Origin of the sequence: Saccharothrix texasensis, assembly GCF_003752005.1 — a bacterium.
GTDB lineage: Bacteria > Actinomycetota > Actinomycetes > Mycobacteriales > Pseudonocardiaceae > Actinosynnema > Actinosynnema texasense.
The window spans coordinates 3,940,224-3,959,760 of the sequence record NZ_RJKM01000001.1 but is presented as its reverse complement, the minus strand read 5'-3'; the positions used below and the strand labels follow the sequence as shown (position 1 = coordinate 3,959,760).

11 protein-coding genes are annotated in these 19,537 nt (G+C 71.2%); 6 read left to right on the top strand and 5 right to left on the bottom strand.

The genetic code is table 11. From position 1 onward, the window contains the following. Window positions 1-57 precede the first annotated feature (57 nt). Genes EDD40_RS16495 through EDD40_RS16485 form a run of 3 tightly spaced genes read right to left on the bottom strand, consistent with a single transcriptional unit; the run spans window position 58 to window position 2,424 of the window. Entirely contained in the window at window positions 58-861 is an 804-nt protein-coding gene (locus EDD40_RS16495) for an ABC transporter permease (RefSeq protein ID WP_123743707.1), read from the bottom strand. Between the two features lie 14 nt (window positions 862-875). After that, window positions 876-1,805: an ATP-binding cassette domain-containing protein gene (locus EDD40_RS16490; RefSeq protein ID WP_123743706.1), complete on the bottom strand. Its 930-nt coding sequence runs from the start codon at window positions 1,803-1,805 to the stop codon at window positions 876-878. Between the two features lie 10 nt (window positions 1,806-1,815). Next, window positions 1,816-2,424 (bottom strand): TetR/AcrR family transcriptional regulator, encoded by a 609-nt coding sequence (locus EDD40_RS16485; protein WP_123743705.1) that lies wholly within the window; start codon window positions 2,422-2,424, stop codon window positions 1,816-1,818. Window positions 2,425-2,602: 178 nt separating this feature from the next. Here EDD40_RS16485 and EDD40_RS16480 point away from each other — a divergent pair, with 178 nt between their 5' ends. The 4 genes from EDD40_RS16480 (at window position 2,603) to EDD40_RS16465 (ending at window position 14,047) form a co-directional block, all read left to right on the top strand. Next, window positions 2,603-3,094: a single-stranded DNA-binding protein gene (locus tag EDD40_RS16480; RefSeq protein WP_123743704.1), complete on the top strand. Its 492-nt coding sequence runs from the start codon at window positions 2,603-2,605 to the stop codon at window positions 3,092-3,094. 317 nt (window positions 3,095-3,411) lie between these two features. After that, window positions 3,412-5,088 carry an energy-dependent translational throttle protein EttA gene (ettA, locus tag EDD40_RS16475; RefSeq protein ID WP_123743703.1) on the top strand — a complete coding sequence of 559 codons (1,677 nt, stop codon included), beginning with the start codon at window positions 3,412-3,414 and terminating at the stop codon, window positions 5,086-5,088. Window positions 5,089-5,106: 18 nt separating this feature from the next. Further along, window positions 5,107-8,892 carry a hypothetical protein gene (locus EDD40_RS16470; RefSeq protein WP_123743702.1) on the top strand — a complete coding sequence of 1,262 codons (3,786 nt, stop codon included), beginning with the start codon at window positions 5,107-5,109 and terminating at the stop codon, window positions 8,890-8,892. A gap of 196 nt (window positions 8,893-9,088) precedes the next feature. Continuing rightward, window positions 9,089-14,047 (top strand): NAD-glutamate dehydrogenase, encoded by a 4,959-nt coding sequence (locus tag EDD40_RS16465; protein WP_123743701.1) that lies wholly within the window; start codon window positions 9,089-9,091, stop codon window positions 14,045-14,047. A gap of 296 nt (window positions 14,048-14,343) precedes the next feature. Here the strand turns inward: EDD40_RS16465 and EDD40_RS16460 are convergent, their stop codons facing one another. Further along, window positions 14,344-15,075 (bottom strand): SDR family NAD(P)-dependent oxidoreductase, encoded by a 732-nt coding sequence (locus EDD40_RS16460; protein WP_246037692.1) that lies wholly within the window; start codon window positions 15,073-15,075, stop codon window positions 14,344-14,346. Between the two features lie 119 nt (window positions 15,076-15,194). Between EDD40_RS16460 and EDD40_RS16455 the strand changes: the two genes are divergently transcribed. Continuing rightward, on the top strand, window positions 15,195-16,061 hold the full coding sequence (locus tag EDD40_RS16455; protein ID WP_123743699.1) for a helix-turn-helix domain-containing protein: 867 nt from the start codon (window positions 15,195-15,197) through the stop codon (window positions 16,059-16,061). A 77-nt stretch (window positions 16,062-16,138) separates the two neighbouring features. Here EDD40_RS16455 and EDD40_RS16450 read toward each other — a convergent pair whose 3' ends face one another. Next, window positions 16,139-17,701, bottom strand: coding sequence for a carbohydrate-binding module family 20 domain-containing protein (locus tag EDD40_RS16450; RefSeq protein WP_246037691.1), 1,563 nt, complete (start codon window positions 17,699-17,701; stop codon window positions 16,139-16,141). A 217-nt stretch (window positions 17,702-17,918) separates the two neighbouring features. On the opposite strand from EDD40_RS16450, the gene EDD40_RS16445 reads away from it, so the two are divergent. Further along, window positions 17,919-19,535 (top strand): glycoside hydrolase family 13 protein, encoded by a 1,617-nt coding sequence (locus EDD40_RS16445; RefSeq protein ID WP_123743697.1) that lies wholly within the window; start codon window positions 17,919-17,921, stop codon window positions 19,533-19,535. Window positions 19,536-19,537: the final 2 nt, after the last annotated feature.

Here is a 19,537-nt window from a genome sequence, read left to right as displayed (position 1 = left end):
GCACCGGGACGAGGCGCCGGGACCTGGCAGCAGGACCTGGTCGGGCCCGCCCGAGGGTCAGAGCGGGCGGTTGAACCCCCGGACGGCCGCGAACCACCCGGCCGCGGCCAGCACGGCGCTCGTGGCCAACGCCCCGACCACCCCGGTCACGGGCTGGGCCAGCGCCAACGACCTCGCCGCGTCCACCGCGAACGTCAACGGGTTGACGTTCGCGATCGCCTGGAGCCACCCCGGCAGGCCGCTGACCGGCACGTACGCGCTCGACGCGAACATCAGCGGGAACATCGCCAGGAAACCGACGGTCTGCATCAGCTCGGCGTTGCGCAGCCACGCCGCGATGGCCAGGAAGATCCAGCCCAGACCCCAGCCGACGGCCAGGGCCAGCGCGAGCGCCGCCGCGATGCCCGCCACCCCGCCGGCGGGGGAGAAGCCGAAGACCACGACCGCGAACACCAGCATCAGCAGCAGTTGCGAGGCGGTGCGGACCAGGTCGGACAGGCTGCGCGCGACGAGCACCGAGCCCGACCGGATGGGCAGCGACCGGAACCGGGCCAGCACGCCGTTCTTCATGTCCGTGACGAGCCCGACGCCGGCCTGCAACGCGGACTGCATGGCGGTGTTGACCAGGATCGCGGGCATCAGGAAGTCGATGTAGGCCACGCCCTGCGGGAAGCCGGGCGTGTTGGCGATGCTGGCGAAGATCTGGCTGAACAGGGTCAGCATGATCAGCGGTTGGAGGATGCTGAACACGATCATGCGCGGGTCGCTGACCAGCGTGCGCAGGGATCGCTGGGTCAGCACCAGCACCTGGGTGCTGAAGTCCGTGCCGCGCCAGCGCGGCGCGGCGGTGAGGGTGGTCATCCGATGGCTCCTGTTCAGGCCGCGTGCTGCGCGAGGGTGAGGTAGACGTCGTCCAGGGTCGGCTCGCCGAGGGCCAGTTCGGTGGCCTCCAGCCCGACCTCGTCCAGCGCGCGGACCACCTTGGCGATCTCGCGGGACGACGTGACGGGCGCGGTCAGCGTGTTCTCCGCCGCCACCGGCTGCATGCCGGCCCGCGCCAGGGCTCCGGTGGCCTTGGCGACGTCCGAGGCGTCCGCCAGGGTCACGGTGACCGTGCGTTGGCCGACCTGGGCCTTCAGGTCGGCGCTGGTGCCCGCGGCGACGACCTTGCCCTTCGAGAGCACCGTGATCGAGTCGGCCAGGCGGTCGGCCTCGTCCAGGTACTGGGTGGTGAGCAGGACCGTGGTGCCGTCGGTGACCAGGCCCTCCACGATCTCCCACAGGCCGAGCCGGCCGGCCGGGTCCAGGCCCGTGGTCGGCTCGTCCAGGAAGATCACTTCCGGGTGGCCGACGAGGCTCGCGGCCAGGTCGAGGCGTCGTCGCATGCCGCCCGAGTAGGTGCGGGAGGGCCGCTTCGCCGCGTCCGCCAGCTCGAACAGCTCCAGCAGCTCGTTGCCCCTGGCCCTGGCCTCCCGCGGGGTCGCGCCGAGCAGCCGGGCGATCAGGATCAGGTTGTCCAGGCCGGAGAGCTGCTCGTCCACGGAGGCGAACTGGCCCGTCAGCCCGATCCGGCTGCGCACCTGGTGCGCCTGCGCGACCACGTCGAACCCGGCCACCTCCGCGTGGCCCGAGTCCGGCGGGAGCATCGTGGTGAGCACGTTGACCAGCGTCGTCTTGCCGGCGCCGTTGTGGCCGAGCAGGCCGAGCACGGTGCCCTTGGGCACGGCGACGCTCACCCCGTCCAGGGCCTTCTGCGCGCCGAACGCCTTGCCGACGTCGGTCGCTTCGATCATCAGGTCTGTCATCGGTACCCCCTCAGTCCTGCTTCAGCACGCCGTGCAGGAACAGCTCCACGAGCTGGTCCGCGCCCGCGGTGGCGTCGCCGAAGCCGTCGCCCTGCATGCGGTTGGTGAACACGAGCCCGAGCAGCAGCCGCGCGGCGAGGGACGGGTCGACGCGCAGGTCGTCGTCCGGGCCGAACAGCGAGGCGACGCGCTCGACGATGCGCTGCATCTCGACCGGCGGTCCCTTGTGCTCGCGCCGCTCGTCGTGCGGGTCGTAGCCCGAGTCGCGGAGCACGCTCATCAGCTTCCACATCCGGTCCAGGTAGCCGGAGACGGCGCTGATGGCCCACGAGAGGCGCTCGGCGAGGGTGTCGGCCTGCCTCGCCTGCTCGATCAGCTCCAGTTCGGAATCGACCCCCAGCACGCTGCGCACGCACGTGCGGATGAGCTCCTGCTTGTCCTTGAACGCCCGGAAGACGGTGCCCTCCGCGATGCCGGCCGCCTTGGCGATCTGGCTGGTCGTCACGTTGGCGCCGTGCGTGAACAGCAGCGGGACGGTGGCGGCGACGATCGCCTCGCGGCGGTCCTCGGGGCTCATCGCGGGTGCGCGCCGACGGCGTCGGGTGGTCTCCTCGGGCATGGGACCAGCTTATGAGTGAGTCCTCACTCATGTCAACGAGTGAGCGCTCACTCATTTCGATTATGCATGCCCCAGCCACTTGTCCACAGTCCCGGAACCGCCCCTCGCCACCCGCCCCCACCACCGGCAACCTGGTCCCGAGCGACCAACCGAAGCGACCGACCAAGAGGAGACGGACATGGCGTTCAACGAGACCCGGGTCACCATCTGCGGCAACGTGGCGAGCCCGGTCGTGCACTCCAAGGTCGGCACCGGGTTCAGCCGGGCGAAGTTCCGGCTGTTCAGCGCGGAGCGGGTCTGGGACCCGGAGGACCGCAGCTGGTCCGACGGCGCGCGGATGTTCCTGACCGTGTCCTGCTGGCGCATGCTCGCGGACAACGTCCAGGTGTCGTTGACCAAGGGCGACCCGGTGGTGGTCACCGGCCGGCTGACGATCAGGGAGGTGGAGTTCGAGGGCAGGCGGCAGCCCGTCGTGGAGCTGGAGGCCACCGCGATCGGGCCCAATCTGGCCCTGTGCACGGCCACGTCGACGCGCACCAGGCTCGCGGCGGACGCGGTCGAGGCCAGGGCCGCGCCCGAGATCGCCGCACCCCGCGAACCGGAGGAGTTGCCGCTGGTCCTCCCGGGCGAGCCGGAGCGCCCGAAGGAGGTGGCCGAAGTGCCGTTCTGAGCCGAACGAGCTACAAGGTCTTCCGCCGGGCCGATCGGGGCGGAGAATGCGCGGGCAGTCGTCGCCGTTGCGAGCGTGGAGGAGGGAGGTCGTCGGGCCGGCGCCAGGGCCGGGTCCGCACGCAGGCATCGGGGGTTGACAGCGCACCGAGTTCGCGCATCCGGTCGGAATCGCTGGTCGCAGGGTCGCGCCAGGCGGGACCGGCGGTCGTGTTACGACTGTGGGTGACCCACGTTCGCGTTAACTCTGCGTTGTGACCCGTCCGTTGCCGGCGTCCGAGGTTCGGGCCCGAACGGCACCGCTCTACGATCGCGGGCATGGCCGAGTACGTCTACACCATGAAGAAGGTGCGCAAGGCGCACGGGGACAAAGTCATCCTGGATGACGTCACCATCATGTTCCTCCCCGGTGCGAAGATCGGCGTCGTCGGTCCCAACGGCGCCGGTAAGTCGAGCGTGCTGAAGATCATGGCCGGCCTGGACACACCGGGCAACGGCGAGGCCTTCCTCGCGCCGGGCTACACGGTCGGCATCCTCCAGCAGGAGCCGCCCCTCAACGAGGAGAAGACCGTCCTGGGCAACGTCCAGGAGGGCCTCGGCGAGGTCAAGGTGAAGCTCGACCGCTACAACGAGATCGCCGAGAAGATGGCCGTCGACTACTCCGACGAGCTGATGGAGGAGATGGGCCAGCTCCAGGAAGACCTGGACCACGCGAACGCGTGGGACCTCGACTCCCAGCTGGAGCAGGCGATGGACGCCCTCCGCTGCCCGCCGCCCGACGCCGACGTCAAGACCCTCTCCGGTGGCGAGCGCCGCCGGGTCGCCCTGTGCAAGCTGCTGCTGAGCAAGCCGGACCTGCTGCTGCTCGACGAGCCCACCAACCACCTGGACGCCGAGAGCGTGCTGTGGCTGGAGCAGCACCTGGCGCAGTACCCGGGCGCCGTCCTGGCCGTCACGCACGACCGGTACTTCCTGGACAACCTCGCCGAGTGGATCCTGGAGCTCGACCGCGGTCGGGCCCACCCGTACGAGGGCAACTACTCCACCTACCTGGAGAAGAAGGCCGAGCGGCTGGCGGTCTCGGGCAAGAAGGACCAGAAGCTGCAGAAGCGGCTGAAGGACGAGCTGGAGTGGGTCCGGTCGGGCGCCAAGGCCCGGCAGGCCAAGTCCAAGGCCCGCCTCGGCCGCTACGAGGAGATGGCCGCGGAAGCGGAGAAGACCCGCAAGCTCGACTTCGAGGAGATCCAGATCCCGCCGGGCCCGCGACTGGGCAGCGTCGTGGTCGAGGCGGACAGCCTGAAGAAGGGCTTCGGCGACCGGGTGCTGATCGACGGCCTGTCGTTCAGCCTGCCGCGCAACGGCATCGTCGGCGTCATCGGCCCGAACGGCGTCGGCAAGACGACGCTGTTCAAGACCATCGTGGGTCTGGAGGAGCCCGACTCGGGCACCGTCAAGATCGGCGAGACGGTCAAGCTGTCCTACGTCGACCAGAACCGCGGCGGCATCGACCCGAAGAAGAACGTGTGGGAGGTCGTCTCCGACGGCCTGGACTACATCCACGTCGGCAACGTCGAGATGCCGTCGCGGGCGTACGTCAGCGCGTTCGGCTTCAAGGGCCCGGACCAGCAGAAGCCGGCGGGCGTGCTCTCCGGTGGTGAGCGCAACCGGCTCAACCTGGCGCTGACCCTCAAGGAGGGCGGCAACCTGATCCTGCTGGACGAGCCGACGAACGACCTGGACGTCGAGACCCTGGGCTCGCTGGAGAACGCGCTGGAGCAGTTCCCCGGCTGCGCCGTGGTCATCTCGCACGACCGGTGGTTCCTCGACCGCGTCGCCACGCACATCCTGGCGTGGGAGGGCACGGACGAGAACCCGTCGAAGTGGTACTGGTTCGAGGGCAACTTCGAGGGCTACGAGAAGAACAAGATCGAGCGCCTCGGCGCGGAGGCGGCCAGGCCGCACCGCGTCACCTACCGCAAGCTCACGCGGGACTGAGAGCCGGGGACCTACATCGTGGCGGCGAGGGGCGAGGCGCAGGCGGACGTCGAGGTGAGCACGCTGGTCGTGCCCGCCTGGCGGCTGCGTTGGCGGGCACCGGAGCTTGCTCTGGTGTTGGGCGAACGCGCCGTCGCGCTCGCCTCCGCCCGCCGTGACGAGGTCGACCGGTTGCGCGCGGAGGCCCTGGTGGTCTTCGCGAGCAACCGCATGGGCCGGGGCGTCCGCATCGCGGACCGGGCGTTGGACGCCCTCAAGGCGGCCGAGGCGGCGTCCGAGCGGGAGACGGCGTGGCGCCTGCGGGTCGAGCTGGCCGACAGCGCCAGGTCGGTCGGCGCGCCGCTCACGGGTTTCGCCGCCGTCCGCCCGGTGCTGGAGGCCGACGACGTGCCGCCGGGCCTGCGGGCCACGGCCCTCGTCCAGGCCGGCGAGTGCCTGGTCTCGGTGGGGCGCGGTGCGGCGCTGACCCAGGCGTTGGACGAAGCGGACCGCCTCTACCAGGCGGATCCGATGCTGGACCACGACACGACCCTGCTGCACCGCGGTCTGCTCCGGGCCTCCGCCGCCGGCCAGCACCGCCGTTGGGGCGACCTGCAGGCGGCGGTCGCCGCGGCCCGCGACGGCTTGGCCGTGCTGGACCGGCTCAAGGAGCCGGAGTCCGACAACGGCCAGGTCCGGGGCAGGCTGACGGTCGAGCTGGTCTGCGCCTTGATGGACCTGAACAAGCCGGGTGAGGCTTCGGAGGTCGGCACCCCGCTGCTGGAACGCCCGGTGCGGGCGCCGTCCGCCTCCACCGCCGGCTGGCTCCGGCTGGCCCTGGCCACCAGGGTCCACCTGCCGGCCGGGCGCGTCGACCAGGCCCGCGACCTGCTCCGCGACGCCGCCGACAGCGCCGAGCGCCACCAGTTGGACATCCTGCTGGCGGAGAGCCTGCTGGCGCTGGCGCACGTCCACGAGGTGGCCGGTGACCTGACCGAAGCGCTGGCCAACCTCCGCTCCGCGCACGCCGCCGAACGCAGGCGTGCGAGAGCGGTCTACGCCGTGCGGGCCAGGCTCGCCGCCGAGTTCTCCGGCGTCCACCGCCGGCAGGCGGGTGGCCTGCACGACGAACTGGCCGCCCTGCTCCGCTCCGGGACCCCGGCCGTGGCGCCACCCGCCGACCCCGACCTGGCCCCCGAGGCGAAGCAGCAACTGCGCCAGTGGCGTCCGGTCCAAATGCACCGCAACGAGGGAGTGCGGGTAAAGCGCTCCCGCCGTGCGGCCGAAGACATGACGGTGGAAGGCCTCTCAGCCGCACGGGCGCACGCCGCCGACCGCTGGCGCCTGGTCCAACCGTTCGGTGAGACGGAAGGCGACGACCCCCAACCGGGAGGCCGTCGCCGAGCACCGGACCCGGAAACCCCGCCGTCACCGACCCAAGGCCGCCCGGAGCACGCGCGAAGCGGCCAAGCCAAACCCACCACCACGCCACCGGCAGGCATCCCGACCCCCGCCCAGCCGGTCGCCCCGACCGGCACGGGGATCGGCAACGCCTTCGGCGTCAAGCCACCGACCGCCACCGGCCGCGCGGGGACCGACGCGCCCGCCACCGGCGGCACGGACCACGGCACCCCGACCGGCGCCTGGCCGGCAACCGACGCGGTCCTCGCCGACCCGACGGTCACCCCGCCCACGAGCGGACCGGGCGACGCGCCGGGCGGCATCCACGCGACCAGCGCCGACCCGGGGCAGACCACCCCCGCCGGGCCGGCCGGCCCGCACTCAGCCGGCCTCGGCACCTCCGCCCCGACCTCCGCCGCCCCCACCTCTGTCGGCATCAGCGCGCACGACGCGGCAACCAGCGCACCCGCACCGACGCCGACCACCCCGCCGGCCCCGAGCCGCGCGAGCGCCGCACAGCCCAGCGAGCCGGTGGCCGGCGGTGCCGCGCCCGGCGACACCACCCCGTCCGCGCCCCTCGCAGGACCCGGCTCGCCGGGGACCAGCGGCGTCGTGCCTGGCGGCAACCTCCCGGACCCGAGTCGCGCGGGTGGCACGGTGCAGGCTGAGGCGGAGCCTGACGGCCCGGCGACCGGCGGCGCGCCTTCCGGCGCGGGCTTCGGCGGCCCCGGACTCGGCCGCGCAGGACTCGGCAACGCGGGCCCCATCAGCGCGGGCTTCGGCGGCCCGGGACTCGGCGGTCCGGGACTCGGCGGTGCGCCGGCCGGAGCCCCCGCGGGTGAGGTGAAGCCTGGCGGATTCGGGCTCGGGGTCGGTGGTGCGGCGGAGACCTCGCCCGAGGCCCGGCCCGGTGCTCGTCAGGGCGTTGGCGAGCCCGCCGCGCGGCGTCCGATCGGTGGCGCCGGGCTTGGTGGGGGCGGGTTCGGCATCGTGCAGCCCGAGGTCGACGACAGCGGTGCCGGCGAGCCTGAGGCGGGTGAGCCCGGTGCCGTTGAGAGTGACGCCGTTGAGAGCGGTGTCGTGGGAAGTGGTGAGGCGGTCGAGAGCGGTGCAGGGGCCCCGGCCCCGCTCCTCCCCGGTCATGAGGGCGGCGAGCGGAGTGTGCCCGCGGCTGGGTTGATCGCAGCCGCCGGCGCCGTGCGCAGTGGTCGTCGGCGGGCTGCTCGTGAGGCTGCCGACGACGAGGGAGAGCGGTCGTCCGGTGACACCGACCCCAGCGTGCTGGACACGCTGAAGGCCGCCGGGCTGCTCGACCCGCAGCGCGCCGGCGGTCGGCGGCGCGCTCCCGACGCTGACGAGGAGGCCGTCGTTTCCGAGCCCGAGCCCACGCGACAGGCCGAACCCGAGCAGGTGCAGTGGCGCGTCGAACCGCCGCCGCGACTGCGCGGTGAGGCGCCGCCCGTCGACATGTTCGACTCGCCGACGATGGTCCAGCCCGCCGTGCGCGACGACGTGCCGCCGGTCGGACTCGGCGCGGCCTTCGTGAAGGGCCCGCTCATCCCGACCGCCCGGGTGCCCGACCCGCCCGACTACCCGCTGCCGCCCGTGCCCGACTTCGCGATGTCTTCACCGATGCCGATGCCGACGTCGGAGCAGGTGGTGAAGACGGAGGACCTGCCGCCGCTCTTCCCCCCGACCGACGTGGATTCGTCCGCCGAGAACCTGTCGGCGCCGACGACGCGGCCGGTGCCCCAGCCCGCGCCACCGGTCGCGCCCCAGCCGGAGCCACAGCCCGCGCCGCGGCCCGAGGCGGAGCAGGTGCCGACGGTTCCGATCCCCGATCAGGCTCCGCCGGTCCCGGTCCCCGACCCGGTGTCGTCCGACCTGCCCCCGGACACCCCGCCGCCCCCGCTTCCGTCACCGGCGGCGCGGTTCAGCCCCACCGGGTTCCTCGGCGCAGGCGATATCGAGCACGACGACACACCCGCACCCGGCGACCCGGTGGTCGACCCGGCCGGCGACGCACCCACCGAAGCGTCCGGCGCGGACGCCGCACCTGCCGAGGACGCGCCGAAGGAGCCCTTCGTCACCGCCGTCGTCGTCGGCGGCAAGACGATCGACCTCCCGGCCATCGTCGTCGACCCGACCCCGCCCGCCCCCGACTCGCCCAGCGCCACCCGCGCCTCGCGCCGCCACAAGAGCGACCTGAGCCTGGCCGAACTCCTCGCCGAAGCCCTCGTCGCCTACGAGGACGCCCGACGCGAGGACGAAGCCGCCGGCCGCGTCGAGGGCGACGACGAGAGCACCATGCTGATCTCACCTGTCGGGACGGCGCCACCCGAGTCCGACAACGAGACCACCGCTCCGATCCAGCGCGTGGACCCGTCGTACCGCTTCGACACGTGGACACTTCCCGAATCGTGAAATGATTTGAGGTTCTAATAAGGTTTCCCGCCGGTAACAAAGCGGGAAATAGGCTGTGCCACAAGTGAATTCCCGACTTTCCGGCAAGTTGTTCGATTCAGTGCGAGGGTTGCGGCGAAGGGGTTCGCGCTCGTCTGGTTAAGTGGTGCGCACACCCGGTACACAGAGGTACCGGATAGCGTGGAGTCGCCTGAACATGACCTCGACTGGAGCCCCGTCCCGATCCGAGCACGCCGCCCGCGACGTCGGCGCGGCTCGCCCGGCCAGTCCCGAACAGGCCCGTGACGAATTGATCGAACGTGCCGCCGCCAACGCCCCCGAGCTCGCCGACCTGATCCGCCTGTACTACCGCCACGTCCCCGCTGAGGAAGTCAACGACGACGACCCGGTGGACCTGGTGGGCGCGGTGCGCTCGAACTACCAGCTCGCCGAGTCCCGCGTGCCGGGCCGCCCGGTGGTGCGGATCCTCAACCCCACCCGCGCGCACGACGGCTGGACGTGTCCGGCCACGGTGGTGCAGGTGGTCACCGACGACATGCCGTACCTGGTCGACTCGGTGGCCTCCGAGCTGACCCGCGGCGGCGTGCAGGTGCAGCGGGTGGTGCACCCGATCGTCGTGGTGCGCCGGGACCTGGTGACGGGCGCGCTCCAGGAGGTCCTGCCGACGGCGGACCCGGCCGACCCGCCGGGTGACGCGCTGGCCGAGTCGTGGATGTACATCGAGGTCGACCTGCTCACCGACCCGGACCGGGCGCGTGAGCTGGAAGCCAAGCTGCACACCGTGCTCAACGACGTCCGCGAGGTCGTCGAGGACACCGACAAGATGGCCGGCATGGCGGGGCACCTGGCCGAGCTGCTGGAGTCCGAGCCGCCGCCGCTGCCCAGCCACGAGGTGCAGGACGGCGCGAACCTGCTGCGCTGGCTGGCCGACGACCACTTCACGTTCCTCGGCTACCGCCAGTACGAGCTGGTCCGCGACGACCCGGCCACCGACGGGGCCCCCGCGCTGCGGGCGGTCCTGGCGAGTGGTCTCGGCGTGCTCAGACAGGACAGCCTCGCGGCGCGCAGCCTGACGGCGGGCCCGGACGCGGGCGCCCAGGCACTGTCACCCGAACTCCTGGTCCTGACGCAGGCCAGCGCGCAGTCGAGCGTGCACCGGTCGGTGTACCCCTACTACGTGGGCGTGAAGACCTTCGACGCGGACGGCAACGTGTCCGGCGAGCACCGGTTCCTCGGCGTCTTCTCCACCACGGCCCTGCACGAGGACGTGCTGGACATCCCGGCCATCGAACGCCGGGTCCGCGCCGTCATCCACCGCGCCGGGTTCCCGCTGCACTCGTACTCGGGCCAGCGGATGCTCGAAGTGATCCAGAACTACCCGCGCACCGAGCTGTTCTCGGTCGACACGGACACGCTCTACCAGACGGTCGCGGGCGTGATCGCGCTCGCCGAACGCCGCCGGCTGCGGCTGTTCCTGCGCCGCGACCCGTACGGCCGCTTCTACTCCTGCCTGGTCTACCTGCCGCGCGACCGCTACACCACGACGTCGCGGCTGGCCATGCAGGAAGTGCTGATCGACCAGCTCGGCGGCGTGAACCTGGAGTACAGCGCCCGTGTCGGCGAGTCGGCGCTGGCGCGCGTGCACTTCACCGTGCACACCGACCCGAGCCGGCAGACCGAGCCGGACACCGGCCACATCCAGCAGCTGCTGGCCGAGGCGGTGCGGCTGTGGGACGACCGCATGGTCGAAGCGGTGCTGGGGGACCACGCCACGGGTCTGGGCGCGGAATCGTCGTCCGAGCAGGGCCAGCGGATCGCGGCGGCGTTCCCCGAGGCCTACAAGGAGGACTTCACCGCGGCCGAGGGCCTGGCGGACTTCCGGCGCATCGAGGCCCTCAAGCGCGGTGACCTCGACCTGGTGTTCTACACGCCGCGTGACGCCGAGCCGGGTGAACGGCGGTTCAAGTTGTTCCTCGTCGGCGCCCGCCTCACGCTGTCCGACGTGCTGCCGATGTTGCAGCGCATGGGCGTGGTCGTGGTGGACGAGCGCCCGTACGAGCTGTCCCGCGACGACGGCGCCGAGTGCTGGATCTACGACTTCGGCCTGCGCATCGACCAGGTCACGCTGGACAAGCTGTCCGGCGAGGACGTCGAGTCGATCCGCACCCGGTTCCAGGACGCGTTCGCCGCGGCCTGGCGGGGCGAGGCCGAGGTGGACGGCTTCAACACGCTCGTGCTGAAGGCCGGTGTCACGTGGCAGCAGGCCGCGATGCTGCGCGCCTACGCGAAGTACCTGCGCCAGGCCGGCACGCCGTACAGCCAGGACTACATCGAGGACGCCGTCCTGGCGCACACCGAGGTCGCCACGGCCGTGGTGCGGCTGTTCGAGGCGCGGTTCGACCCCGCGCTGTCCGACGAGCAGCGTTCCGGCCGCACGGAGCACCTGGTCGACGAGATCACCGCGATGATCGACGACGTGACGAGCCTGGACGCGGACCGCATCCTGCGCAGCCTGCTCACGTTGGTGCAGGCCACGTTGCGCACGAACTACTTCGTCCGCGACGTCGACGGCAACCCCCGCCCGTACCTGGCGGTCAAGCTGGACCCGCGGGCCATCCCGGACCTGCCGCAGCCGCGGCCGAGGTTCGAGATCTTCGTGTACTCGCCGCGCCTGGAAGGCGTGCACCTGCGCTTCGGCCCGGTGGCGCGCGGCGGTCTGCGCTGGTCCGACCGGCGGGAGGACTTCCGCACCGAGATCCTGGGCCTGGTGAAGGCGCAGGCGGTGAAGAACGCGGTGATCGTGCCGGTCGGCGCGAAGGGCGGCTTCGTGCTGAAGCGCCCGCCGGCGCCCACCGGTGACCCGGGCGCGGACCGCGAGGCGCTGCTGGCGGAGGGCATCGCCTGCTACCGCCAGTTCATCTCCGGTCTGCTCGACCTGACCGACAACCTCAACTCCGGCACGGTCCTGCCCGCGCCCCAGGTCGTCCGGCACGACGGCGACGACACGTACCTGGTGGTGGCGGCGGACAAGGGCACGGCGTCGTTCTCCGACATCGCCAACGAGGTCTCCAAGTCCTACGGCTTCTGGCTGGGCGACGCGTTCGCGTCCGGCGGTTCCGTCGGCTACGACCACAAGGCCATGGGCATCACCGCCAAGGGCGCGTGGGAGAGCGTGAAGCGCCACTTCCGCGAGCTGGGCACGGACACCCAGACCGACGAGTTCACCGTCGTCGGTGTCGGTGACATGTCCGGCGACGTGTTCGGCAACGGCATGCTGCTGTCCGAGCACATCCGGCTGGTGGCCGCCTTCGACCACCGCCACATCTTCATCGACCCGGACCCCGCCGCTTCGACGAGCTACGCCGAGCGCAAGCGGCTGTTCGAGCTGCCGCGCTCGTCCTGGGACGACTACGACCGTTCCCTGATCAGCGCCGGTGGCGGCGTCTGGCCGCGCACGGCCAAGTCCGTCCCGATCTCCGAGCAGGCCCGCGTGGCACTGGACCTGCCGGAGGGCGTGGTCAAGCTGTCGCCGCCGGAGCTGATGAAGGCGATCCTGCTCGCGCCGGTCGACCTGCTGTGGAACGGCGGCATCGGCACCTACGTCAAGGCGAGCGCCGAGTCGCACGCCGAGGTCGGCGACAAGGCCAACGACGCGATCCGCGTCAATGGCGCCGACCTGCGCGTCAAGGTCGTCGGCGAGGGCGGCAACCTGGGCCTGACCCAGCGCGGCCGGATCGAGCTGGCCCGCAACGGCGGCAAGGTCAACACCGACGCGCTGGACAACTCGGCCGGTGTCGACTGCTCCGACCACGAGGTCAACATCAAGATCCTGCTGGACGAGCTGGTCCGCGACGGCAAGCTCGACCGGGAGCAGCGCAACGAGCTGCTGGGCCAGATGACCGACGAGGTCGGCGAGCTGGTGCTGGCCGACAACTACTCGCAGAACTCCGTGCTGGGCGTCTCCCGCGCCCACGCCGCGCCGATGCTCTCGGTGCACGCGCGCCTGGTCGCCGACCTCGAGCAACGCGGCGTCCTCGACCGCTCGCTCGAAGCGCTGCCGAGCGCGGCGGAGTTCAAGGCGCTGGAGAAGGCGGGCGACGGTCTCACCTCGCCGGAGCTGGCCACGCTGCTCGCGCACGTGAAGCTGGCGCTGAAGGAGGAGGTGCTGGCCAGCGACCTGCCGACGATCGACGTGCTGGCCCGCCGCCTGCCCGACTACTTCCCGAGCGAGCTGCGCGAACAGTTCGCCGACGCCATCGGCAGCCACCCGCTGTCCCGCGAGATCATCACGACCGTCCTGGTCAACGAGGTCGTCGACGGCGGTGGCGTGTCCTACGCGTTCCGGCTGGCCGAGGAGATCAGCGCGTCGGCCACGGACGCGGTGCGCGCTTACACCGTGGTGACCGCGATCTACGACCTGCCGTCCATCTGGCAGCAGATCCGGGAACTGGACAACGTCGTGCCGACCGACGTGCAGGACGACATGGTCCTGGAAACGCGCCGCCTGCTGGACCGGGCGTCGCGCTGGCTGCTCACCAACCGCCCCCAGCCGCTGGCGGTCGGCTCCACGATCAGCCGCTTCGCCCCGGTGGTCAGCGCCTTGGCGCCGCGCACGATCGACCTGCTCCAGGGCCACGAGAAGGAGTCGGTGATCGGCCACGTCGAACGACTGGTCGGTCACGGCGTGCCGGACGACCTGGCCCGGCGGATCGCCGGACTGCTGTTCACCTACGGCCTGCTGGACGTCACGGAGGTCGCCGAACTCGCCGAGCGCGAGGAAGGCGAGGGCGCGACGGGCCAGGAGCGCACGCACGAGGAGACGGCGGAGGTGTACTTCGCGCTGTCGGAGCACCTGGACGTCGACCGGATGCTCAGCTCGGTCTCGAACCTGGAACGCCTCAACCGCTGGCACTCACTGGCCCGCCTGGCGTTGCGCGACGACTTCTACTCGTCGTTGCGCTCGATCACGATCGACGTGCTGCGCTCGGCCGACCCGGGCGACACCCCGGACGAGAAGATCGCGAAGTGGGAGCAGGACAACTCCTCCCGCCTGAGCCGCGCCCGCGCCGCCCTCGCCGAGATCAACCGGGTCAGCAAGCTGGACCTGGCCACCCTCTCCGTCGCCGCCCGCCAAGTGCGCAGCATGATCCGCTGACCCACCAGGGCACTTGTCCACCGTCCGCTGTCCACCGACACGAAGCCCTTCCCCAAAGGAAGGGCTTCGTGTCATCCCGCCGACCTGGCTCCGCCCTACCGCGCGTGTCAAGGGGGCTTGTCCAGCACAGCCCGCGGCATTCACCGATGCCGCCCCCTTGATACGTGTGGTAGCCCGCAGGGAGGTCGGTGGGATGACACGAACCCCGACCCACAACGGACCCGGCACATCACCACCCAGTCCCCGTCATCCTGCTGATCTGCCCGTCCGGCAAGGACTCTTTCAGCCTCTTCACCTCACCACGGCAAATCCCCGCTTTCATCCTGGAACGTCCCCGTCGGACCATCCACCGGCAAGGTCGCCAACCGCACGACCGTCTTCGCGCTCTCTTCCGGTGCTCGCCCGACTCCGAAGCCCGCCGTCATGTCGGTGGCCGTGAAACCCGGTTCGAGCGCGTTGAACTTGATGCCCGGCTGGGACTTCGCGTACTGGACCGTCACCATGGTGGCCGCCGCCTTGGACGCCGAGTAGAGCGCCGCCCTCACGTGGAACTCCGGCCGGTCGGGGTTGTTCACCGCCCAGAACGACCCGGCGCTGCTCGACACCGTGACCACCGTCGGGTTCGCGGACTTGCGCAGCAGGGGCAGCGCCGCTTGCGTGACGCGCACGATCCCCACCGCGTTCGTGTCGAAAACCCGCAGCGCCGTCGGCCCGTCGACATCGTCACCGGTCAGAATGCCCGCGTTGTGCACCAGGACGTCGAGCAGTCCTTCCGCCGAACCGATCGCGGCCACTGCGCCGCTCACCGAGGCGTCGTCGGTCACGTCCAATTGCACGAATCGCGCGCCGATCGCCGCCGCCGCTTTTTCGCCGCGTTCGACGTCACGCGCGCCGAGGTAGACGACGTGGCCCAACTCCGACAACTGTTTGGCCGTCTCGAAACCGATGCCCTTGTTGGCCCCGGTGATCAGTGTGACAGTCACGTCGCGTCCCTCCGAAATAAATGGCCCTGACCGGCCGTTGGCCACGTTATGCACCGGCACTCGCCTCAACCAGAGCCCTCTCGAGCCGGGGGTGTGACAGGACCCCCTCCGCCGGCCTGCCTCCTGGACGAGACCTCGGGGCGAGCCCCCGCGAGCGAGCCCTCATGAGCGACACGACGAATGCCCTCGGCGCGTACCTGCGGGCCCGACGCGAGCTCGTGACGCCCCAGCAGGCCGGCATCCCCGGCGTGGGCGTGCGGCGCGTGCCCGGGTTGCGCCGCGAGGAAGTCGCCATGCTCGCCGGCATCAGCGCCGACTACTACCTGCGGCTGGAACGCGGCCGTGACCGCAACCCGTCCGTCCAGGTCATCGAGTCGATCGCGCGCGTGCTCCAGCTCGACGACGACCACATCGCGCACCTGATGACGTTGGTGTCGGAAGCTCCCCGGCAACGCCGCCCGCGTGAGGAGGTCCCGCCGCCCGGTGCGCTCAAGCTGGTGGACTCCCTCGCCCAGCCGGCTTTCATCGAGGGGCGCTACTTCGACGTCCTGGCCTCGAACAGCCTGGCCCGGGCGCTGTCACCCCATCTCACCGCCGGGGGCAACCAGCTGCGGGACATGTTCCTGGTCCCGGCCGTGCAGGCGCTGCACCCGGACTGGGAGGACGTCACGGAGTGCTTCGTCGCGAACCTGCGGCAGGCCGTGGGCAACGACTTCGACGATCCCCGCTTCGTCGAGCTGACCGAGGAGCTCTCGCTGGCGAGCCCGAGGTTCCGCCGGCTCTGGGCCCGCCACGAGGTGCGCGGGCAGCGCGGGACGCCGATCCGGATCAACCACCCCCAAGTGGGTGAACTGACCCTCAACCGCGAACGTCTCGCCATCGCCGGGACCGACGGCCTGATGCTCGTCGTGTGCCACCCGGACGCGGGTTCGGCCGACGCGGACAAGCTGGCCCTGCTGGCTTCCTCCGACCTGCCGACGAGGCCTCGCCGCAACCGCGGAGCACCGCTGGACAACGCCGCGGTCGGGTAGGTGGAACCCGAGGGGCGGGCGGGACGCCACCCGCGCCCCGCCCGCCCTCTCACCTGCTCATCGCCGCCGGGCGACCGCTAACCGCGCCAGGTGTCCGACAGCACCGCCGGTGACGTCGCCGACCGGTTCGTTCCGCTCTCCCACGTCACCGCGCCGCCGGCGTCCTTCCGGATGTACTTGTACTGGAACGACGTCCCCGCCGGCAGCGACACCGATCCCCGCCACGTCGGGTACGCCGCCGAGGACAGCGCGACCGCCGCGCCCGTGTTCCACGCGCCGAGCGACGGGTGGTCGCCGACCACGAAGATGTTCTGCCCCAACGACGTGGTGGCGTTCACCGCGAACGACGTCGTCCCGGCCGGCGGGTTGCCGATCCCCGTCGCGCCGACGTGCAGCGCCAACGCCTCGCCCGCGCCCAACGTGGCGGTGAACTGGCCGTTCGACCCGACCGCCACCGCGACGCACCCGTCCTGCTGCACGTTGCAGTACGACCCGGCGGGCAGCGAGGTCTGGAACGTCCGCGTCATCGCCGACGACTCCCGGTTGATCGCGACGAAGCCCTTGTTGCCCCGCCCGAACGCGATGGCGTCGCCGCCGTTGTCCCACCAGTTCACGACCGCCGTGCCGGCCACCGCGTTGCGGAACTGGACCATCGACGAGATCTGCGTCCACCGGTGCTGGCACTTCCACCCGGACGTGTAGCACTCCGACCCGGACGGCGGCCCGGCGTCGTGGTTGGAGAACTCGTAACCCGAGTACACGTTCGGGGAACCGTAGGGCCACGCCAGCATGAACACGTTCGCCAGCGTGTACGTCGAGCCGTCGCGGTAGGTCAACGTCGACCCGTTGCGCTCGGTGTCCCAGTTGTCCACGAACGACCGCGCCTGACCGCTCGCCAGGTAGCCCCACGACTGCCCGAACGTGCTCAGGTACGCCAGGTTCTCGTTGTTGAAGATCCGCTTGAGGTCGTAGGCGTACCGGAACTCGTCGACATCACCCGATCCGGTGTACTCGCCGGGCTGCACGGCCTCGCCGGCCCCGTAGATCACCTCGTGCACCCAGTAGATGCCCGGGTTGCTCAGCCGGGACTTGATCGCGGCCAGGTCGGCCGCCGCCATGTGCTTGGCCGCGTCGATCCGGAACCCGTCCACGCCGAGCGAGATCAGGTGGTTCAGGTAGGTCGCGATCCGCCCGCGCACGTAGTCGCTGCCGGTGTTCAGGTCCGACAGGTTGACCAGCTCGCAGTTCTGCACGTTGTCGCGGTTGCGGTAGTCGCTGATCGCGGTGCGGCACGAGTGGAAGTCCGGGTCGCTGTAGACGCCGGGGTAGTTGTACTTCGCGTACGACGAGCCGCCGGTGCCCGTGCCCGACCCGGCGCTCATGTGGTTGATCACCGCGTCCGCGATGACCTTCACGCCCGCCGCGTGGCAGGTGTTCACCATGTTCCGGAACGCGGTCTCGTCACCGAGGCGTCCGGCGATGCGGTAGCTGACGGGCTGGTAGGAGGTCCACCACTGGGAGCCCTGGATGTGCTCGGTGGCCGGTGACACCTCCACGAACCCGTAGCCCTTCGGGCCGAGCACGTTCGTGCACTCCGCGGCGACCCGCGCGAACGGCCACTGGAACAAGGTCGCGGTCACGTCCTTCGCGGACGGCGGCGTTGCAAAACTTTGCGGAGCCGCCAAAAGGCTGAACAGGAGTACGGCTATCACGCCCAAGGCGCGTCGACTTGAGGAAACCACGATGTCTCCTAGCTGGCAGGGATGTGCTCTAGGTCATACCAGCTGGCAGACTTGCTGAAAACACTTGCAAAGTATTTCATTGCCCTCCGGCGGAACCGATCCGGAAGGACCCCCCATGACGCAGGACTGGTGGCGCGAGGCCGTCATCTACCAGGTCTACGTGCGCAGCTTCGCCGACTCGGACGGCGACGGCGTCGGTGACCTGCCCGGCATCCGCTCCCGGCTGCCCTACCTGGCCGACCTCGGCGTGGACGCCGTCTGGATCACGCCGTTCTACCGGTCCCCGATGGCCGACGGCGGCTACGACGTCGCCGACTACCGGACCGTCGACCCGATGTTCGGTTCCAACGACGACGCCAGGGCGCTCCTGGACGAGGCGCACGCGCTCGGCATCCGGGTGATCGTGGACCTGGTCCCGAACCACACCAGCGACCGGCACGAGTGGTTCCAGCAGGCCCTCGCCTCACCTCCCGGCTCCCCGGAACGCGCCCGCTACCACTTCCGCGACGGCCTCTCCTCCTCCGACGGCCACGGCGACCTCCCGCCCAACGACTGGGAGTCCGTCTTCGGCGGCCCCGCGTGGACCAGGACCGCCGACGGCCAGTGGTACCTGCACCTGTTCGCGCCCGAGCAGCCGGACCTGAACTGGGACCAGCCGGAGGTGCGCGACGAGTTCCTCGACGTGCTGCGCTTCTGGCTCGACCTCGGCGTGGACGGCTTCCGCATCGACGTCGCGCACGGCATGGTCAAGGCCGACGGCCTGCCCGACGTCGGCACGCCCGGCCACCTCAAGCTGCTGGGCACGGAGTCGCTGCCGTTCTTCGACCAGGACGGCGTGCACGAGATCTACCGCGACTGGCGCAAGGTGCTCGACTCCTACCCGGGCAACCGGATCGGCGTGGCCGAGGCGTGGACGCCGAGCCCCGAGCGCACCGCCCGCTACCTGCGCGCCGACGAGCTGCACCAGGCGTTCAACTTCCACTACCTGACCGCCGAGTGGACCGCCGCCGACGTCAAGCAGGTCATCGACGACTCGCTGGCCGCGATGAGGCCGGTCGCCGCGCCGACCACGTGGGTGCTGTCCAACCACGACGTGCAGCGGCACGTGACCCGGTACGGCAGCGTGGCGCGCGCCCGTGCCGCCGCGATGCTGATGCTCGCGCTGCCCGGCAGCGCCTACGTCTACCAGGGCGAGGAGCTGGGCCTGCCCGAGGTGCTCGACCTGCCCGAGGACGTCCTGCAGGACCCGGTGTGGACGCGGTCCGGCCACACCGACCGGGGCCGGGACGGCTGCCGCGTGCCGATCCCGTGGACGCCCGACGGCCCGTCGTTCGGCTTCGGCGACGGCGGCTCGTGGCTGCCGCAGCCCTCCTCGTGGGCCGACCTCAGCGTGGCGAGTCAGCTCGGTGACCCGAACTCGGTGCTGGAGCTGTACCGCAGCGCGCTGCGCGTGCGGCGGGAGCACCCGGACCTCGGCGCGGGCTCGGACGTCGAGTGGCTGGAAGAAGGGCTGGAAGAGGGGCTGGAAGGTGGGCTCGACGCGCCGGCGGCCACGGCGACCGGCGTGCTGGCGTTCCGCCGCGGCGCCTTCACCTGCGTGGTGAACTTCGGCCCTGACGTGGCACGTCTGCGCGCCGACGGCGAGGTGCTGCTCGCCTCCGGTGGTCTCGCGACCGAAGACGCGGACGTCCTCGTGCCGCCGGACACGACCGTGTGGCTCTCGCGCCCGTAGAG

Excerpts from the sequence above, each read along its gene's own strand:
- EDD40_RS16445 (WP_123743697.1), top strand. The coding sequence starts at position 17,919 with ATGACGCAGGACTGGTGGCGCGAGGCCGTCATCTACCAGGTCTACGTG.
- EDD40_RS16485 (WP_123743705.1), bottom strand. The coding sequence starts at position 2,424 with ATGCCCGAGGAGACCACCCGACGCCGTCGGCGCGCACCCGCGATGAGC.
- EDD40_RS16495 (WP_123743707.1), bottom strand. The coding sequence starts at position 861 with ATGACCACCCTCACCGCCGCGCCGCGCTGGCGCGGCACGGACTTCAGC.
- EDD40_RS16490 (WP_123743706.1), bottom strand. The coding sequence starts at position 1,805 with ATGACAGACCTGATGATCGAAGCGACCGACGTCGGCAAGGCGTTCGGC.
- EDD40_RS16465 (WP_123743701.1), top strand. The coding sequence starts at position 9,089 with ATGACCTCGACTGGAGCCCCGTCCCGATCCGAGCACGCCGCCCGCGAC.
- ettA (WP_123743703.1), top strand. The coding sequence starts at position 3,412 with ATGGCCGAGTACGTCTACACCATGAAGAAGGTGCGCAAGGCGCACGGG.
- EDD40_RS16455 (WP_123743699.1), top strand. The coding sequence starts at position 15,195 with ATGAGCGACACGACGAATGCCCTCGGCGCGTACCTGCGGGCCCGACGC.
- EDD40_RS16480 (WP_123743704.1), top strand. The coding sequence starts at position 2,603 with ATGGCGTTCAACGAGACCCGGGTCACCATCTGCGGCAACGTGGCGAGC.